Origin of the sequence: Arthrobacter sp. MYb23, assembly GCF_002979775.1 — a bacterium.
GTDB lineage: Bacteria > Actinomycetota > Actinomycetes > Actinomycetales > Micrococcaceae > Arthrobacter.
Genome location: NZ_PCPR01000011.1, coordinates 23,358 through 40,125, shown reverse-complemented (window position 1 = coordinate 40,125; position 16,768 = coordinate 23,358). Strand labels below are relative to the sequence as shown.

Below are 16,768 nucleotides of genomic sequence, written 5' to 3'. Positions count from 1 at the left end.
TGCCTTCTCGCAGGTCAGAGCGGTCTATGAACGCTACGATCGATGCATGGAATCCCTGGATCGGCGCCATGCCCGCGCGCCACGTTCGCCCCGAGTGACGGCCGCGATGGTGGCCGCCCGGGCAGGCGTCTCGACGGCGACCGTCTCCCTGGTGGCGAACGGCAAAACCCAAGGGCGGGTCTCCGAGGACAACATCTCCCGGGTCCGCACAGCCATTTCCGAGCTTGGCTACGTGGTGGACAGCATCGGCAGTTCGCTGGCCCGTGGCGTCAGCTCCATCGTCATTCTGGTGACACCCGACGTCTCCAACCCGTTCTTCGCCAACGTGATCGCAGGGGTTCGGGAGTCGCTCGGGTCCCAGTACCAGCTGCTGCTTTCCGTGACCGACGCCGGCGAGTCACCCCAGGCCGATGACGTCCGCAAGCTGCTGGCACTCCGGCCCGCCGGCCTGCTGGTGGGCGCTCCCAGTGCGGAATTCCTGGAAGACCTGTCCGCTGCAGGGCCCTTGGTGCTGCTGGACGCCCCGGGCCTCGAGTCCTACGCGCCGTCCGTGAACCTTGATGTTGCCCAAGGAGCCCGGGAGCTTGCCCGGCACTTGGCGTCCTCCGGGCACACGCGCGCCGCGTACGTGGACGGCGTGACAGGTACAACCACCTTCCAGCTGCGCCGTGAAGCTTTCTTGGACGAGGCTGCTGCGTGTGGTCTTTCAGTGGCCGACGGGCACGTCATCAGCACCCCGATCGACGTCGGCGCTGCCGCTGCCGCCTTCGCCGAAGCGTGGCCGGAATGGCAGCGCCAGGGGGTGAGCGCCGTCGTCTGCGGAACCGATACGCATGCCTACGGAGTGCTGCAGGAGGCCCGCGTTGAGGGGGTCAGGATCCCCGAGGACTTGGCGGTGGCAGGCTTCGATGATCTGCCCTACTCGGCCACCAGCAACCCCAGCCTCACCACAGTCCACCTGCCAGCGACGCCCCTGGGCCGCAAAGCAGGGGAACAGTTGCGGGGGCTCATGGAAGGCCTGCCGCTGGACGAACCACATGTGACGCTCGAGAGCTCGCTGGTGGTGCGCGGATCTACGTCTCTGATTTAGTCAGCGCGGCTGGCGGGGATTAGGGGAGCAGCGGGCGCAGCTGATCTTCCGGGACGGGGTTGGGCACCGTGAAGTAGATCTGGGGCGCCGTCATATCGCCCCAATCTTCCTTTTTCACCCTGACCACCGTTGGCGTTACTTCCGCTATCCGCACGCGCAGCCAAGCGCCGTCGTCGAGCAGTAATTCGTGCGGGTCGGCGAGATAGCGCAGCCCGAGCTCGTCAAGAGTTTCCTCCGCGCTCAACCAGCCCACAACATCGGTCCGTGGACGTCCGAGCAAGTCGATGGCCACGAACCCATCATCGACGGGCTTCATCCACCCCACATGCTCACGGTCATCCGCGCGTCGGTGTTCGATCCAGTCCGGTTCCATGGCTTCGACGGTAGCAGCCGCGTCTTGCTGCTGCGCCGCTGGGGCTAGTGAATGACGGCCAGCAGGATGCCCACGAGGACGAACAAGCAGCCAAAGATTCGATTGAGGATTGTTTGGCCGCGTTGATCGTGAGTGAAGCGTTGGAAGGACCTGGCGGCAAAAGCGAAGAAGAACCACATCACCATGATGTCGATGAACAAGACCGTGGCCGTCAGCACCGCGTACTGCTGAAGCAGGGGTTGGTCCGGCCTGATGAACTGGGGCATGAAAGCCAGGAAGAAGACGACTGCCTTCGGGTTCAGCAGGTTCACCCAAATGCCGCGCTGGAACATGGACAGGGCGGACTCGTTCTTCTCGCTTTCCACCTTTTCCTCGTCCAGGTCCGGCTTGCGCAGGAACTGCCGGATGCCCAGGTACACCAGATAGGCCGCACCAGCGTAGCGGATGACGTTGAAGATCACCGGGGAATTGGACACCAGCACGCCAACGCCTAAAGCGACGATGAGGATATGGATGACCAAAGCCACCTGCTGTCCCAGAATGCCCCAGATGGAGCGTCGGAAGCCGGAATTGAGCGAATTGCTCATGGTGAAGATGGCTCCGGCGCCGGGAGTGAAACTGATCAGGGTGCCGGCACCAACCAGGGCCAGCCAAAGTGAAAACTGCACACCTCAGCTTATGCCCGTGAAGTGGGTGCTCTGGACGCGTTGCTTCCTGACCTTGTCTGGCCTTCGAGACTACCGAATGCACCCGGAATGGGTTGATTTTGGCGGCTTTCCAGATCAAAGAGGGTCAGGAAGCAACGCTGTGGGGCAGACTGGTGCCGTGAGCGGAATCCCGTGGGTGCTGCACGTCGATCTCGACCAGTTCATTGCTGCGGTCGAGGTACTCCGTCGCCCTGAGCTGGCAGGCAAACCGATCATCGTGGGTGGCAGGGGAGATCCCACGGAACGGGCCGTGGTTTCCACCGCATCCTATGAAGCGAGGGCTTTCGGCGTCGGGTCCGGCATGCCTTTGAGGATAGCTGCCCGCAAAGTGCCGGACGCCATCATTTTGCCCGTCGATCAAGAGGCGTACCTGGCGGCATCGGAGGTAGTGATGGCCACCCTTCGGGGCCAGCCCGGAGCCACGGTTCAGGTGCTGGGTTGGGACGAGGCTTTCGTGGGCATCGAAACCGACGACCCGGACGCCTACGCCAGGCAGATTCAAGTCGCAGTCCTCGAACAAACCCAATTGCATTGCAGCGTGGGCATCGGAGACACCTTGGTCCGGGCAAAGAACGCCACGGATTTCGGCAAACCGGCCGGCATCTTTCGGCTGACCAAGGAAAACTGGCTCGACGTCATGGGCGACAAGCCCACCAAGGAATTGTGGGGTATTGGAAGCAAAGTGTCCCAACGGCTGGCAAAGCACCACATCACCACAGTGGCTGAGCTGGCAGCATGCAATCCGCAGGATCTCGTCCCGGAGTTCGGCCCGAAGATGGGTCCTTGGTACGCGCAGCTGGGACGCGGGGAAGGTGCCAGCGAAGTGGATGACACTCCGTGGGTGGCCCGGGCACATGGCCGCGAAACTACCTTTCAGCAAGATCTCACCGAGCCCACCCAGATCAGCGACGCCATTGAGGAGCTGACCGCACGTGTCCTTGAGGATGTTGCAGCGGAAGGGCGGCCCGTGATCGGACTGACCCTGAAAGTCCGCTACGCACCGTTTTTCACCAAGACCTACGCGAGGAAGATCCCCGAGACCTTCAGCCGGGAAGACGTCCTCGCGCAGGCCTTGGAATTGTCCGCCAAAATGGAGCCGGATCGTCCCATTCGGCTCCTGGGATTGCGGGCAGAAATGGCCATGCCCGAAGAAGCCCGAAAGGGACATACGCCGACGCGCAGCGGCTGGTGACGCCGTCGAACCTTGGAAGGTGACGCCCTACCAACGTTCGACGACGGCCCGGCAGCTACCAGCGCGGGTGAATCGCTTCGCGGAAGTAACGGTCGTAGATGTCCTGCACCCCGTCCGTGAGTCCGGCGCCTACAGCCTGCAGTCCACCGGCCTCAGCGTTTGCCGCTGCTTGCGAAGCGGATCGTGCACCGGGAATGACGGCAGTGACACCGTCTTGGGCGATGACCCAGGCGAGTGCCGCCTGGGCGGTGCTGACGCCGTCGGGCACTAGTCCGCTGAACTCCTGCGCGGCTTTGATGCCGGTTGCGAAGTCGACGCCGGAGAACGTCTCACCAACATCGAAGGAAGACCCGTCGCGGTTGTAGTTGCGGTGATCGTTTTCCGGGAATTCGGTGTCCGGCGTGTACTTCCCGGACAGCAAACCGGAGGCCAGCGGCACCCTGGCAATAATGCCTACGCCCGCTTCCTTGGCTGCGGGCAGGACCTCATCCAGGGGCTTGAGGCGGAAGGCGTTAAGGATGATCTGCACGGTAGCGGTGTTCCCGCGCTTGATGGCCTCCAGGGCTTCATCCGTTCGCTCGACGCTGACGCCGTAGTTGCGGATTGCACCCTCGCTGACCAAGGTATCCAGTGCGTCATAGACTTCGTCGCTGCTGTAGACGGACGTGGGAGGGCAGTGCAATTGAACGAGGTCCAGGGTGTCCTGCTGAAGGTTCCGCCGGGAGCGGTCGGTCCATGCCCGGAAGTTCTCCAGCGTGTAATTGCCGTGGACTTGATCCACGCGGCGGCCCATCTTGGTGGCCACCGTAATGTTCAGGTCCGGGTGGGTGCGGAGGAAACGGCCAATGAACTGCTCGCTGCGGCCGTCTCCGTAGACGTCTGCAGTGTCGAAGAAATTGACGCCGCTTTCCACCGAGGCTTCAAGGACGGCGAGGGCGTCCTCTTCGGTGACGGAACCCCAGTCGGCTCCGAGTTGCCATGTGCCCAGTCCGACGGTGGAGACGGCCCGGCCGGTCTTGCCAAGTATGCGTTGTTCCATGGATTCGACTATATGGGGTTATTGCTCATCCATCCGCGCTACTTTTCCCATGAGGTACTTCCGTTCCGGCAGGCTTCCGGTCTTCTTGGCGGCGGAAAGGTACGCTGCGCGAGCTTGGGTGTAGGAGCCGGACATTTCCAGTAAATGGCCACGCACTACGTCCAGCCGGTGGGTCCGGCCCAGCGCCGCATCCAGTCCAACCAGCAGCTCCAAACCAGCGGCCGGCCCATGCACCATGGCCACGGCAACCGCGCGGTTCAACGTGACCACGGGACTGGGTGCTACGGCTTCGAGGACCGTATACAAGGCAAGGATCTGCGGCCAATCAGTGTCGTTGTTGGAGGCGGCTTCGGCGTGAACGGCAGCGATGGCAGCTTGAAGTTGATAAGGCCCGGGCGCGCCACGCCCCAACACGGAGGACAACAGCGCAACGCCTTCCTCAATCTGCTCCCGATTCCACAGGCTTCGGTCCTGCTCAGCCAATGGCACCGGTGTTCCATCCGGGAGGGCACGCGCCGCCCGCCGGGAGTCGGTCAGCAGCATCAAAGCCAGCAGGCCGCTGGCCTCAAGCTCACGTGGCGCAACGGCCACCAGCAGTCGCGCCACACGGATGGCCTCAGTGGTGAGTTCTTCGCGCTGCAGGGAAGGACCCGAGCTAGCCGCGTAGCCTTCGTTGAAGATCAGGTAGAGGACGTGAAGTACGACGCCGAGCCTCGCCTTGCGCTCGGACGCCGGCGGCATGGCGAAGGTGGCTCCCGCCTTCTGGATGCCCTGTTTCGCGCGGCTGATCCGCTGTCCCATGGTGGCTTCGGGAACCAGGAAAGCCGAGGCGATTTCCGCCGTCGTGAGTCCTCCAACTGCCCGGAGTGTCAAGGCGAGTTGTGACGGCGCGGAGAGTGCAGGGTGGCAGCACAGGAACATCAGGGTGAGGGTGTCGTCGGCTTCTGAAGCGGAGCTGGGAGCGTAGTCACCACCCTTGGCAGCAACGCGTTCCTCGCGTGCCCGCCGGGCGCTTTCGCTTCGATAAAAGTCGACCAAGCGGCGGTTTGCGACGGCCATCAACCACGCCTTCGGGTTGTCGGGCAAGGCGGTCGGCCACCGGAGGGAGGCTTCAAGGAGTGCTTCCTGAACAGCATCCTCGCACGCATCGAACTGGCTTTGCGTCCTCGCCAGCACGCCGAGGACCTGCGGCGCCAAGGTGCGCAGCAGGTCCTCTATTGGTGCGGTGGGCGACGGATCCAGCTAAACCTCCGGCGGTCCATCCGGGATGGCACGAAGCTCAACAACCTGCGAATACTTCACAATGCTTGAACAGATCTCCACTGCGCGCTCCTCGCTCGCGACGTCCACCACCCAGTAGCCCACCAGCGACTCCTTGGACTCGGCGTAGGGGCCGTCAGTGGTGATGACGCCGTCGGGGGTCTGCTTGACGAGCTTCGCGGTGCTGCCGTCAGCCAGGCCGGCGTTGAAAACGAGTTCACCGGACTCGGTCAGGTCCTTGTCGATCTGGATCATAAACCCGATCATTTCCTTGATCCACTCCGGATCGGCGGTCTCCATCATGCCCTCGGCCGATCCAAACATCATGATCATGTATTTCATCTCAAAACTCCTTGTGAGGAGCGCCCTTTGTGGGTGCTTTCACTCATGGGTCGGAACTGCGGCGGGCATTTCTACATGGTGGGCCAAACTTTTTTGAAAAAGTTTTTTGAAGGAGTTCAGGCCCGGGCTATCACCTCTCCGTTGGGAATGAGGAAGTAGCCGTCATCGGTGGCTCCCCAGCGGTGCCAGCCCGCGGCGATCCGGGCGAGGTCCGCCTCGTTGGCGAAGCCGTACTCTAGGGCTTGCTCGGCGAAGGCTGAGTGCAACACCCGTTCGCTCCAGACCCGGGATTGCCATGACCGTTGCTGGGCGGTGGCGTAGAGCCAGTTGCTGCTGGTGGGTGCAACTTGGGTGAAACCTGCTTGTTGGGCCCAGGAAACCAGGCGGCGGCCGGCGTCGGGTTCTGCTCCATTGCGTCGGGCGATCTTCTGGTAGAGCTCCATCCAGTCGTCCAGCTCGGGGACTTCGGGGTACCAGCTCATGCCGTGGAAGTCAGCGTCGCGCACGGCAACGATTGCCCCGGGTTTCGCTACGCGGCGCATCTCGCGAAGGGCCGCGACGGGGTCGGTCAAGTGCTGGAGCACCTGGTGGGCGTGGACGAGGTCGAAGGTTTCGTCCTCAAAGTCGAGATCGTAGATGTTGCCGGTTTGGAACGTCACGTTGTCCACGCCGCGGTCGGTAGCCAGTTCGGTGGCTTGGGCGACGATGTCCGCGGACCTGTCCAATCCGATCACTTGCCCCGGCGCAACCAGCCCCGCGAAGTCGCACGTGATGCTGCCTGGTCCGCACCCAACGTCCAGCACTGATGTGCCGGGGGTGAGATGGGGAATCACGAACGCGGCCGAATTCTCTACCGTTCGTGAGGCGTGGGCCCGGACAACTGACTCGTGGTGCCCGTGGGTATAGACATCTTCAGGCTGCTGCGCGTTCATAGGGAAACGCTACAACTTGGAAGGTGGAATTAGGTGGAACGTGTCCCGTCGGCTTGGGTCGCTTCTTCGCGTGCGGCGAGAGTGGCCTCCACCATGTCAGTCATGAACCGGATTACAAGGTCCAGTTCCTCGGCACTGTAAGCGGACATCGCTTTGCCCATGCGAAGGGCAAGGGGCATGAACATGGCGCTTCCGTCCCGGTACGCCTTGGGTGTCATTTGCAGCTGGACTTGCCGGCGGTCCGTGCCAAGACGTTCGCGCACCACATGCCCGGAGGCGTGCAGGCGGTCAACCAATGCCGTGGTGGCGGGGGAGCTGAGCCGGAGTTCAGCGCGGAGGACGCCCGGGGTGACCACTTTGCCCGCTGCGGAGTGTCGCATGATCACGGCCAGAGCGTTCAAGTCGGTCCGGTGCATGTCGTTCCGGCCGCCTGCTGCGTCCACATAGTGGTTGGCTTCGAGGGTGAAGTCCTGGAGGAGCCGCACGAGTTCCTGGGGGGCCACGTTCTCGGGGCGGCTCGCGTCGGGGCGGCCCGCCTCGGGGCGTGGGACTGCAGGGTCCGACATATCCGCCCTCCTGCCAGCGTTGTCTCGTGATTACTGCCTTCCGGATATTACTCCCAGCCGTAGGGGATTCCGGCATCTGTAGTTATCAGCGCTTGGAATAGTTCCATCATAGAGATAATCTATGATGGAATAAAGCCCCTCAAGCATCCCCGTAGAAGAAGGACACATGAACTCGCAGAAGGTACCGTTCTGGCTTCGCTGGCTGATACCGGTGGTGCTGGTCATCACGTGGCTGGGCATCGCAGGAATTGGCGGCCCCACGTTCGGCCGGTTGGAAGAAGTTTCCTCCAACGACCAAGCCTCCTTCCTTCCCGCCGGCGCCGAAGCCACGGAAGCCGGTGACTGGCAGGCCAAATTCCGGGACTCCGAAGAGATCCCGGCAATAGTCATCGTCGAGAGCGATGCGTCCTTCACCCCGGCACAGCTGGGCGAAGCAGCCCAGCTGAAAGCCGACATCGAGGCACTTAAACTGGGGAGCGCCGTCGTCGGGCCCATCCCGTCCCAAGACGGCAAAGCCGTTCAGTTCGTTGTTCCCATGGCGTCCTCCGATGAGCTGCGCGAGAAAGTCCAGGAGCTGCGCGACGTCGTGCAGCCCGGCGCGCCCGACGGTATGAAGGCGTTCGTTACTGGTCCGGCAGGCCTGACCGCCGACCTCGTCAACGCTTTCGGCGGGATTGACGGCATTCTTCTGCTGGTCGCCCTTGGTGCCGTGTTCGTGATTCTGCTGCTGGTCTACCGTTCAGTGGTGTTGCCCATCGCAGTGCTGCTCACCTCGGTGTTTGCCCTCTGCGCCGCGATTCTGCTGGTGTTTGGAATGGCCAAGGCCGGCTGGATTCAATTGAATGGCCAGAGCCAAGGCATTTTGTCCATCCTGGTCATTGGCGCTGCGACCGACTACGCGCTGTTGTTCGTGGCGCGGTTCCGGGAGGCGCTGACGCACACCACCAACCGTACGCAGGCTGTGATCACGGCATGGAAGGCATCGTTCGAGCCGATCCTCGCCTCTGGTGCCACCGTCATCATCGCCCTGCTCTGCCTGCTGTTCTCCGATCTGAATTCCAACAAGGCCCTGGGACCTGTGGCTGCCGCCGGCATCCTCTGCTCCCTGTTCGCTGCGCTCACGCTCCTGCCGGCGCTCATGGCGTTGCTAGGCCGCGCGGCCTTCTGGCCCTTCCGTCCCAAGCTGCTGCCCGCCGACGAACGCGAACCGGAGATTGTCACCGGACTTGAAGGGCAAAAGGGTCTATGGCGCGCCACGGGTCGTCTGGTCTCCAAGCGGCCACGCGTTGTGTGGGTGGCTTCGGTCCTGCTTCTCCTGGCCGCCTCCACCGGGCTCATGCAGTTGAAGGCCAACGGGGTTCCGCAGACGGACGTCATTCTTTCGGCATCCGACGCCGTGGACGGCCAGGAGGCGTTGGCGCGCCACTTCGACGCCGGGAGCGGCAGCCCCGCCGTCGTGGTCGCCTCACAAGATTCAGCCCAGCAGGTCCTGGACAAGGTCAAAGCGGCCGACGGCGTGGGTGACGCTTACTTGCTTGCTGACGGAAATGTTCCCATCACCGGCGCCCCCGGCGCTCCCGCTGAGCCCGCGGTCCGCGACGGCAGGGTCCTCATCAACGCCACGTTGAACTCGGCGGCAGACTCGATCGAAGCTGAGGAAGCCGTGAAGTCGCTGCGCTCTACCGTTCGCGAGGTTGATTCCGCGGCATTGGTGGGCGGCGTGACAGCAACCGCTCTGGACACCAACACCACGGCCCAACGCGACCTGGTGGTCATCATCCCGATCGTGCTGGTGGTCATCCTCTTCATTCTGATGCTCCTGCTGCGCTCCGTGGTGGCGCCAGTGCTGCTGGTCCTGTCCGTAGTCCTGTCCTACGGCGCCGCGATGGGTGTCTCTGCATGGGTGTTCAACGGGTTCTTCGGATTCTCCGGTGCCGATGCCACGGTTCCGCTGTTCGGATTCGTGTTCCTGGTGGCCCTCGGCGTGGACTACAACATCTTCCTGATGAGTCGAGTCCGCGAAGAATCGCTGAAGCACGGGACACGTCCGGGAATCCTGCGCGGATTGGCCGTTACCGGTGGTGTGATCACCTCTGCCGGTGTGGTCCTGGCGGCCACGTTCGCAGCCCTTGGCGTCATCCCCATCATGTTCCTGGTCCAGCTGGCCTTTATTGTGGCGTTCGGTGTGCTGCTGGATACCGTGCTGGTGCGGTCGCTGCTGGTTCCTGCGCTGGCCTATGACATCGGCAGCAAGATCTGGTGGCCGGGGAAGCTGGCTCGTTCGTATTCAGCGGACGCGGTTGAGCCCCGCGAGGAAGAAGCTCCGGTGGGCCGATAATCGTCAGTCGATAGCTGGCGAGCGGCGCTCCAGCAGCAGGGTGTCGCGCCATTGTCCGGCGGCGGGTCCGGTGCTCACTCGAGCAATACGTTCCCGTCGCCCGACAATGGCAAAACCATTGGCCTGATGGAGCCAAAGGCTGGCCTCGTTCTCCGTCACAGCGCGGCCAGGATGCCGGCAACGTCGTCCAATGCGCCCGGGACCAAGGAATAGTAGGCCCACGTGCCGCGCTTCTCCCTGTGCAGCAAGCCTGCATCCACCAGGATCTTTAGGTGGTGCGACACCGTCGGTTGGCCGAGGCCCAGGGGCTCTGTGAGGTCACAAACGCAGGATTCGCCAGAAGATTCAGCCTTGACGATGGATAGCAGCCGCAGCCGGTTGGGGTCGGCGAGGGCTTTGAAGACCAGCGCCTTCCGCTTGGCTTCCTCGGCACCCAAGGCAGGCTGGCCCGCAGGGTCGCAGCAATCTTGCCCGGTGGCGGGCTCGAGTGTGGGCAGTGCAGTCATGCTCTTATTATGCCCGAACATTGACATTCATCAATGTATGGATTTAGGGGGGCTGATTCGTGGCCGCGTCTTCCGCACTGGCATTGGTGGCCTTACCGCCTACGACTTTGACCCCCTAGGACCGGGGGACGCCTGACGTCAGACTTTGACCCCCTAGGACCGGGGACGCCTGACGTCAGGTCAACGGCGCCCCGCAGGCGCCTCGTTCTGCTTCTGTTTGTCCAACGACCGCCGTACGGTTCTACGTTTCCGCTTCGGCGAAGCCTGCCCGGAGAAAGGCGGCCGGGGTTGGCCGAGCCGCGGGCCGCTCCAATATCGTCCTCCCAGGAGAACCCCTGCCATGGAGCCGTATGCCCATGCGAAGGGGATAGCTGATGGACCATTCATGCTGTCCAAGAAAGCTAAAAGGCCGAACCCGGTGACGGGTATGACCAGAAGCAGCACGTTCCTGACTACCAGCGATGGTGTGAAGCGGAAGAAAGCCCAAGCACAGATCAAGGCACCGGTCAGGACAGCGGCGGCTGGCGCCGTCGGAGTTTGGAAAGCGAGGTGGGCAATAGCGCATCCCAGCACGAAGACAACGCAGGCAGCATTGATCAACGCGATGTCCCGGCCTCCGGTGTAGCCCTGAACGTCCTCAGTTGTGCTGTCGCGTTGCTGTCGTTCTTCAGATCCCGGAGGTTTCTCCGACCACGGATATCCGCTGGCTAGTAATCCTGCCCAGAAACCCGCAAACGCTGAGCCGCCAACGGGAATCTCCAGAGCGTCCTGAAGCTGAAGCAAGGGGATAGACATCATGAACAATGCGCAGTGCATGACAAGGAATGCGCGGCCTGATCGCTTGACCACGCTGTACAGCAGGAATCCGTACCCTGTCCCCGCGATGAAAAACGGCGATGCCACGAGAAGGGAACTGTGGGCTATCCATACAAAAGCGGCCACGGTGACGGCGATCATCACCGCAAAGAACTTCGGACTGGGCCGCTGGTCCAACTTTTTCATTACAGAACTACCCCCTGGGTAGATGGATAGGTGCTACAGTGCTTGCTTTTGCTTCCGCTGAGTCCGTGGCTTAGGTTTCCGCTTCCGCGGCGTTTTGGCGCTTACGTTAAATGGTGGTCTCGGTTGGCCCAGTCGGGGGCCGCTCCAGTACCGTCCGCCCAGCAGTATGCCGCCGAGGGCGCCGTATGCCCATACATAGGGAAGAGCCGGGTGATCCGTATTGCCCGCCAGGAAGATCAACAGAAAGAACTCGATGGGTATGACCCAGAGGAGCAAGTTCCTGCCCTTTAGTGATAGCGGGAACCGGAACAAGGCCCAACCGCCAAGGGTGGCCCCGGCAAAAACTGCGCCAACTGCCGCAGTCGGCGCTTGCAGAACAAAGTGAGCCACACCCATTCCGAGGAGAACAGCCGCGCAGGCGGCGTTGATTACTGCGAGGCGCCGCCCGCCGGTGAATTCCAGGTCGCCTTTACCGGTGCGTTCAGGCTTCCTGTTCACCTTCGTCCCGGTGCGCTTTTCGGACCAGCCGTACAGGCCGGCGATTCCGCCGACCGTGAGGCCTAGGAACCATGATCCCGGCGCCGGGATCCCTAGCTGATCCTCGACGGCGATGAGCGAGAAGAAGATCAGAAAAATCGCGAGGAACATCACCGCGGATGCACGGCCCGATTGGATGACCTCACGAAACATGAGAAACGTGTAACAGGCCGCCAATGTGAAGATCACGGACGCCCCAAGGAGTGAATCCCAGGCCAAAGCCAGGAACACTGTAGTCATCACAGCCGCAATTAGCAGGTTTGAAATCTGTTCAGCCCGCTGCTTATTCCTTTTCTCCACTTCAGCATTACCCCCGGGTACAAGGGTAAATCACACCTGCTTGTCCACTGTGTGGGGCACGACGATATCCTCCACGGCGCGTGAACCAGTGGGGAAAAGCATCAAAAGAAGGCTGAGGCCAACGGCTGCCCCGATTAATTGAGCCAGAACAAACCCCGGCGCGGATCCGGGGGAGATGCCTGCGAACGTGTCGCTGAAGATTCGTCCTACAGTCACTGCAGGGTTCGCGAAGGACGTCGAGGACGTAAACCAGTAGGCGGCACCGATGTAGGCACCCACAGCAGGAGCAGCGAGGTGACCCCGCTTGGTGGCGGCCAGGGAGAAGATCAACAGGATGAGCCCGGCGGTGGCGACTACTTCTGCGAGCAGGTGACCCGGGGTGGCGCGGTCCTTGCCGGAGATCGACGTTTGAACCTCAAACATGGCGTTCGCGAGCACGCTGCCGCCGATCGCGCCCACGGTCTGTGCCACAACGTAGGTGCCCAGTTCCGGCAGTGTAAGTCCATTGCCGTTACGCCTGCCTAAGATCCAATCCGCCAGGGAAACAACTGGATTGAAGTGCGCGCCGCTGACTGGACCGAAGACGAGTATCAGGACCGTTAGGCCCAGCACAGTGGCGGTGCTGTTCTGAAGCAACTGCAGGCCAATGTCGTTGGGGGAGAGTTGCTGCGCGGCGATGCCGGACCCGACGACGATTGCGACGAGCAGGCAGGTGCCCAGTGCTTCGGCTAGGGCGCGGCGCCACAACTGGGGCGGGTGTGAAGTCATGGCATTAGCTTGACTGATGAATTTAGTTCAGTCAAAATTGAATCAATGGATATTGAACAAGCTCCCAGTCTGCTGGAAAGGGCCGCCAAGTATGCGGCACTGGCTGATCCCGCGCGGCTGCGGATCGTGGACCTGCTGACCTTGGGGGACTTGTCCCCTACGGAGCTGCAGTCAGAGTTGGGCATGCCCGCGAATCTGCTGTCGCACCACCTGCGGTCCATGGAGGATGCCGGGCTGGCGGTCCGGCATCGCTCGGAGGCCGATAGGCGGCGCAGCTATGTGCGACTGGCGCCCGCCGCATTGGAAGGGCTTATTCCCGGGCGCGAGCGCGGAGCGCGGCGGGTGCTGTTTGTCTGCACCCGCAACAGTGCTCGCTCGCAACTGGCCACGGCGCTGTGGCAGACGGCCAGCGACATCCCCTCGGCGTCAGCCGGAACGCACCCGGCTGAGCATGTGGCGCCAGGCGCTGTAGATGTTGCGTTCCGCCATGGCTTGGACCTTGAAGGCTGCAAGCCCCGCCTCATCGACCAAGTGGCACGCGAAGAGGATCTGTTGATCACCGTGTGCGATAACGCCCACGAGGAACTCCCGGGGCTGCGCGGTATTCACTGGTCCATCCCGGACCCGGTTCGGCTGAACAGCAAGGAGGCGTTCGAGGATGCGTTTGCCGACATTTCACGTCGCGTCCACGATCTCGCCCCCCGCCTGAGTGCTGCCTAGGCCTACAATTTTTTCGTATATTGACAATCATCAATCTATAGCCGGATACTCAATGCATCGATGGATATCAATATCAAACGTCTCAGCATTTGGTGCGGCACGTTTCCCAACCAGCCCAGTCCAACTGATTCAGGAGAACCCCAGTGAGCACCGAAACCGTCAAGAAGCCCTCCGTTCTGTTCGTCTGCGTCCACAACGCGGGGCGATCGCAAATGGCAGCCGCTTTCCTGACCACACTCTCTGAAGGTGCCATCGAGGTCCGCTCGGCCGGCTCGCAGCCTGCAGACAAGGTCAACCCTGCTGCCGTTGAGGCGATGTCCGAACTGGGCATCGACATGTCCGCCGAGATCCCCAAAGTCCTTACCACCGAGGCCGTCAAGGAATCCGACGTCGTCATCACCATGGGCTGCGGCGACGAATGCCCGTACTTCCCCGGCAAGCGCTACGAGGACTGGGTTCTTGAGGATCCCGCAGGCCAGGGCGTTGACGCCGTACGACCCATCCGCGACGAGATCAAGACCCGCATCGAGGCCCTGATCGCGTCGCTGGTCCCAGCCGCCAAGTAACCCAACTACACACCCAGGAGCGACCTTCGTGAGCACCGAACAGCTGATCATCATCGGGTCCGGCCCTGCCGGCTACACGGCGGCCATCTATGCTGCCCGCGCGGGTCTTAACCCCTTGGTTCTGGCCGGTTCGGTCACGGCCGGTGGTGCCCTGATGAACACCACCGAGGTAGAGAACTTTCCGGGCTTCCCTGGCGGTATCCAAGGCCCCGAGCTCATGGATGGGCTTCAGGAACAGGCCGAAAAGTTCGGCGCGCGAATAGTGTTCGACGACGTCACTGAGGTTGATCTGAAGGGTCACCTCAAGCGCGTGGTCACCGGAGCAGACGAGACTCACGAGGCTACTGCGGTTATCCTCGCCACAGGCTCCGCCTACAAGGAGCTGGGGCTGCCGGAAGAGAAGAAGCTTAGCGGGCACGGCGTGTCCTGGTGCGCCACTTGCGACGGCTTCTTCTTCCGCGAGCAGGACATCATTGTGGTGGGCGGCGGCGACTCAGCCATGGAGGAAGCGACGTTCCTGACACGATTCGGAAAGTCCGTCACCGTGGTGGTGCGGAAGGGCGAGCTCCGGGCTTCACGCATCATGGCCCAGCGCGCCAAAGACAATCCCAAGATCACGTTCGCCTGGAATTCGGCAATCACCGCCATCCACGGAGACGCCAAGGTCACTGGCGTGACGCTCAAAGATACCCGGACCGGCGAAACGCGGGAGCAGGCAGCAACCGGAATCTTCGTGGCAATCGGCCATGTGCCTCGAACGGAACTGGTTGAAGGACAGATTGACCTCGATGCCGAGGGCTACATCAAAGTGGACGCGCCCACCACCTGCACCAATATTTCCGGTGTCTTCGCGTGCGGCGACGCCGTGGACCATCGCTACCGCCAGGCCATTACTGCCGCAGGTACGGGATGCTCGGCTGCCTTGGACGCTGAGCGGTACCTGGCGGCACTGGACGATGCAGACAGCATCGCCACGGCATTGGTTGAAGAGCCCACCCACTTCTGAGAATTACCCACTAACTTCCAGGAATTTGCCCAGCGGAGGAACGAGTAACCCATGCATGAGAACTTTCCCGTGGCCGTCATCGGTGCGGGCCCTGTCGGATTAGCCGCAGCAGCCCATTTGCTGGAACGCGGAATGGAGCCGGTGATCTTCGAAGCCGGTCCCACCGCGGGTGCAGCCATGGAGCAGTGGCGCCACATCCGGTTGTTCTCTCCGTGGCGGTTCAACCTCGACGCCGCGGCCGTCCGGTTGCTCACGACCACAGGCTGGGAGTCGCCTCGGTTGACGGCTTTGCCTTACGGCGGGGAAATCATCGACCACTATCTGGCTCCCTTGGCGGCAACGCCGGAGATTGCCTCCCGGCTCCACGTGAACGCCAGGGTCTTGGCCGTCACCCGTCAGGGCATGGACAAGACCCAGGTGCGCCACCGGGATACAACACCGTTCATTATTCGCGTTGAGCAATCTGCCGGGGAAGTGCGCGATTACACGGTGTCAGCTGTCGTCGACGCCTCCGGCACGTGGTCCACCCGAAATCCCCTGGGAACGTCCGGTCTGCCGGCAATTGGAGAAGACCAGGCAGCAGGCAGGATCTCGCCACCGTTGCCTGACGTTGCCGGGCGGGACCGCGCTGCCTTCGCTGGCCGACGCGTTTTAGTGGTCGGGGCAGGGCACTCCGCAGCGAACACCCTGATCAGCCTTTCGGAACTGGCTAAGCAGGAGCCGGAGACACGCATCATGTGGGCTATACGCGGAGCTTCGCCGGACAAGGTCTACGGCGGCGGCGATGCAGATGGTTTGCCTGCGCGGGGACAGCTCGGTTCCAGGCTTCGCCGGCTGGTGGACTCGGGCCGGATCGAACTACACACGGGTTTCGGTATCAGCACGCTGAAAGACTCGGAGCGAGGCGTCACCGTAACCTCCGGCGACGGCCGCGCTGTGGTGACGGACGTCGTCGTGCCTTGTACGGGCTTCCGTCCTGATCTCACCATGCTCCGGGAGCTCCGCCTCAATCTGGACCCCGCCGTCGAGGCTCCTACGGAACTCGGGCCGCTCATCGATCCCGAGTTCCACTCCTGCGGCACCGTTCCGCCCCATGGGGCCACAGTGCTCGCCCACCCGGAGAAGGATTTCTACATTGTGGGCATGAAGTCGTACGGCCGTGCGCCCACCTTCTTGCTGGCAACGGGTTACGAGCAGGTCCGGTCGGTGGCTGCGGCACTCGCAGGGGACTACGTTGCAGCGGACACGGTTCACCTGGAGCTTCCGGAAACCGGAGTGTGCTCATCCGATTCCGGCACCAGTTGTGATGTACCCGCGCTCGTGTCGCCGACGGCGGAGGCAACGGACGGGTGCTGCGCTGCTCCCGAGCCAGTGTTGATCGGGATTCCCACGGGACTGGCACATGGCCGTTCGGGCGAAAGCTAGGCCCATTTCAGCCGGATTGCCCAGCGTTCGGTCGGGGTGCCTAAGAACTACTTTTCGGTATGCCTAACTTTCCGCTATCCTCATATCAGAATGCCCCGA

18 protein-coding genes and 1 pseudogene are annotated in these 16,768 nt (G+C 62.4%); 7 read left to right on the top strand and 12 right to left on the bottom strand.

What is annotated here, in order from left to right; all coding sequences use genetic code 11:
* Positions 1-46: 46 nt before the first annotated feature.
* A complete protein-coding gene (locus CQ020_RS12835; protein ID WP_105692199.1) occupies positions 47-1,090 on the top strand; it encodes a LacI family DNA-binding transcriptional regulator in 1,044 nt (347 codons plus the stop codon).
* 19 nt (positions 1,091-1,109) lie between these two features.
* On the opposite strand, the gene CQ020_RS12830 is transcribed toward CQ020_RS12835, so the two are convergent.
* Both CQ020_RS12830 and CQ020_RS12825 read right to left on the bottom strand, forming a co-directional pair.
* Positions 1,110-1,463, bottom strand: coding sequence for a hypothetical protein (locus CQ020_RS12830; protein ID WP_105692198.1), 354 nt, complete (start codon positions 1,461-1,463; stop codon positions 1,110-1,112).
* Positions 1,464-1,507: 44 nt separating this feature from the next.
* On the bottom strand, positions 1,508-2,131 hold the full coding sequence (locus CQ020_RS12825) for a LysE family transporter (RefSeq protein ID WP_105692197.1): 624 nt from the start codon (positions 2,129-2,131) through the stop codon (positions 1,508-1,510).
* Between the two features lie 175 nt (positions 2,132-2,306).
* Between CQ020_RS12825 and CQ020_RS12820 the strand changes: the two genes are divergently transcribed.
* Positions 2,307-3,362 carry a DNA polymerase IV gene (locus tag CQ020_RS12820; protein ID WP_105692271.1) on the top strand — a complete coding sequence of 352 codons (1,056 nt, stop codon included), beginning with the start codon at positions 2,307-2,309 and terminating at the stop codon, positions 3,360-3,362.
* 55 nt (positions 3,363-3,417) lie between these two features.
* Here the strand turns inward: CQ020_RS12820 and CQ020_RS12815 are convergent, their stop codons facing one another.
* The 5 genes from CQ020_RS12815 to CQ020_RS12795 form a co-directional block, all read right to left on the bottom strand.
* Positions 3,418-4,401 carry an aldo/keto reductase gene (locus tag CQ020_RS12815; RefSeq protein WP_105692196.1) on the bottom strand — a complete coding sequence of 328 codons (984 nt, stop codon included), beginning with the start codon at positions 4,399-4,401 and terminating at the stop codon, positions 3,418-3,420.
* An 18-nt stretch (positions 4,402-4,419) separates the two neighbouring features.
* A complete protein-coding gene (locus CQ020_RS12810) occupies positions 4,420-5,643 on the bottom strand; it encodes an RNA polymerase sigma factor (protein WP_181151875.1) in 1,224 nt (407 codons plus the stop codon).
* Positions 5,644-6,003: a YciI family protein gene (locus CQ020_RS12805; RefSeq protein ID WP_105692194.1), complete on the bottom strand. Its 360-nt coding sequence runs from the start codon at positions 6,001-6,003 to the stop codon at positions 5,644-5,646.
* A gap of 116 nt (positions 6,004-6,119) precedes the next feature.
* Positions 6,120-6,935: a methyltransferase domain-containing protein gene (locus CQ020_RS12800; RefSeq protein ID WP_024818308.1), complete on the bottom strand. Its 816-nt coding sequence runs from the start codon at positions 6,933-6,935 to the stop codon at positions 6,120-6,122.
* Between the two features lie 29 nt (positions 6,936-6,964).
* Complete coding sequence (locus tag CQ020_RS12795) at positions 6,965-7,501, bottom strand: MarR family winged helix-turn-helix transcriptional regulator (RefSeq protein WP_105692193.1); 537 nt, start codon at positions 7,499-7,501, stop codon at positions 6,965-6,967.
* Between the two features lie 166 nt (positions 7,502-7,667).
* On the opposite strand from CQ020_RS12795, the gene CQ020_RS12790 reads away from it, so the two are divergent.
* On the top strand, positions 7,668-9,839 hold the full coding sequence (locus tag CQ020_RS12790; RefSeq protein ID WP_105692192.1) for an MMPL family transporter: 2,172 nt from the start codon (positions 7,668-7,670) through the stop codon (positions 9,837-9,839).
* A 3-nt stretch (positions 9,840-9,842) separates the two neighbouring features.
* Here CQ020_RS12790 and CQ020_RS24490 read toward each other — a convergent pair.
* From CQ020_RS24490 to CQ020_RS12765, 5 genes and pseudogenes are all read right to left on the bottom strand, one after another.
* Positions 9,843-9,992, bottom strand: a pseudogene (locus tag CQ020_RS24490) (N-acetyltransferase); the annotation flags it as partial.
* A 2-nt stretch (positions 9,993-9,994) separates the two neighbouring features.
* On the bottom strand, positions 9,995-10,345 hold the full coding sequence (locus CQ020_RS12780; RefSeq protein ID WP_105692270.1) for a metalloregulator ArsR/SmtB family transcription factor: 351 nt from the start codon (positions 10,343-10,345) through the stop codon (positions 9,995-9,997).
* A 180-nt stretch (positions 10,346-10,525) separates the two neighbouring features.
* Positions 10,526-11,347 carry a hypothetical protein gene (locus CQ020_RS12775; RefSeq protein ID WP_105692191.1) on the bottom strand — a complete coding sequence of 274 codons (822 nt, stop codon included), beginning with the start codon at positions 11,345-11,347 and terminating at the stop codon, positions 10,526-10,528.
* Between the two features lie 33 nt (positions 11,348-11,380).
* A complete protein-coding gene (locus CQ020_RS12770) occupies positions 11,381-12,124 on the bottom strand; it encodes a hypothetical protein (protein WP_105692269.1) in 744 nt (247 codons plus the stop codon).
* Between the two features lie 90 nt (positions 12,125-12,214).
* On the bottom strand, positions 12,215-12,952 hold the full coding sequence (locus tag CQ020_RS12765) for an MIP/aquaporin family protein (protein ID WP_105692190.1): 738 nt from the start codon (positions 12,950-12,952) through the stop codon (positions 12,215-12,217).
* A gap of 45 nt (positions 12,953-12,997) precedes the next feature.
* On the opposite strand from CQ020_RS12765, the gene CQ020_RS12760 reads away from it, so the two are divergent.
* From CQ020_RS12760 to CQ020_RS12745, 4 genes are all read left to right on the top strand, one after another.
* On the top strand, positions 12,998-13,672 hold the full coding sequence (locus CQ020_RS12760; RefSeq protein WP_105692189.1) for a helix-turn-helix domain-containing protein: 675 nt from the start codon (positions 12,998-13,000) through the stop codon (positions 13,670-13,672).
* Between the two features lie 143 nt (positions 13,673-13,815).
* Entirely contained in the window at positions 13,816-14,238 is a 423-nt protein-coding gene (locus CQ020_RS12755; RefSeq protein WP_105692188.1) for an arsenate reductase ArsC, read from the top strand.
* Between the two features lie 28 nt (positions 14,239-14,266).
* The gene (trxB, locus tag CQ020_RS12750; RefSeq protein WP_105692187.1) at positions 14,267-15,244 is read left to right on the top strand and encodes a thioredoxin-disulfide reductase; all 978 of its coding nucleotides are present in this window, start codon (positions 14,267-14,269) and stop codon (positions 15,242-15,244) included.
* A gap of 51 nt (positions 15,245-15,295) precedes the next feature.
* Positions 15,296-16,669 carry an FAD-dependent oxidoreductase gene (locus CQ020_RS12745; protein ID WP_105692186.1) on the top strand — a complete coding sequence of 458 codons (1,374 nt, stop codon included), beginning with the start codon at positions 15,296-15,298 and terminating at the stop codon, positions 16,667-16,669.
* Positions 16,670-16,768 lie beyond the last annotated feature (99 nt).

Bases quoted from the DNA above. Each gene is read 5' to 3' on its own strand.
- CQ020_RS12745 (WP_105692186.1), top strand. From the start codon at position 15,296: ATGCATGAGAACTTTCCCGTGGCCGTCATCGGTGCGGGCCCTGTCGGA.
- CQ020_RS12780 (WP_105692270.1), bottom strand. From the start codon at position 10,345: ATGACTGCACTGCCCACACTCGAGCCCGCCACCGGGCAAGATTGCTGC.
- CQ020_RS12760 (WP_105692189.1), top strand. From the start codon at position 12,998: ATGGATATTGAACAAGCTCCCAGTCTGCTGGAAAGGGCCGCCAAGTAT.
- CQ020_RS12770 (WP_105692269.1), bottom strand. From the start codon at position 12,124: ATGACTACAGTGTTCCTGGCTTTGGCCTGGGATTCACTCCTTGGGGCG.
- CQ020_RS12830 (WP_105692198.1), bottom strand. From the start codon at position 1,463: ATGGAACCGGACTGGATCGAACACCGACGCGCGGATGACCGTGAGCAT.
- CQ020_RS12835 (WP_105692199.1), top strand. From the start codon at position 47: ATGGAATCCCTGGATCGGCGCCATGCCCGCGCGCCACGTTCGCCCCGA.
- CQ020_RS12790 (WP_105692192.1), top strand. From the start codon at position 7,668: ATGAACTCGCAGAAGGTACCGTTCTGGCTTCGCTGGCTGATACCGGTG.
- CQ020_RS12800 (WP_024818308.1), bottom strand. From the start codon at position 6,935: ATGAACGCGCAGCAGCCTGAAGATGTCTATACCCACGGGCACCACGAG.
- CQ020_RS12775 (WP_105692191.1), bottom strand. From the start codon at position 11,347: ATGAAAAAGTTGGACCAGCGGCCCAGTCCGAAGTTCTTTGCGGTGATG.
- CQ020_RS12765 (WP_105692190.1), bottom strand. From the start codon at position 12,952: ATGACTTCACACCCGCCCCAGTTGTGGCGCCGCGCCCTAGCCGAAGCA.
- CQ020_RS12815 (WP_105692196.1), bottom strand. From the start codon at position 4,401: ATGGAACAACGCATACTTGGCAAGACCGGCCGGGCCGTCTCCACCGTC.
- CQ020_RS12795 (WP_105692193.1), bottom strand. From the start codon at position 7,501: ATGTCGGACCCTGCAGTCCCACGCCCCGAGGCGGGCCGCCCCGACGCG.
- CQ020_RS12805 (WP_105692194.1), bottom strand. From the start codon at position 6,003: ATGAAATACATGATCATGATGTTTGGATCGGCCGAGGGCATGATGGAG.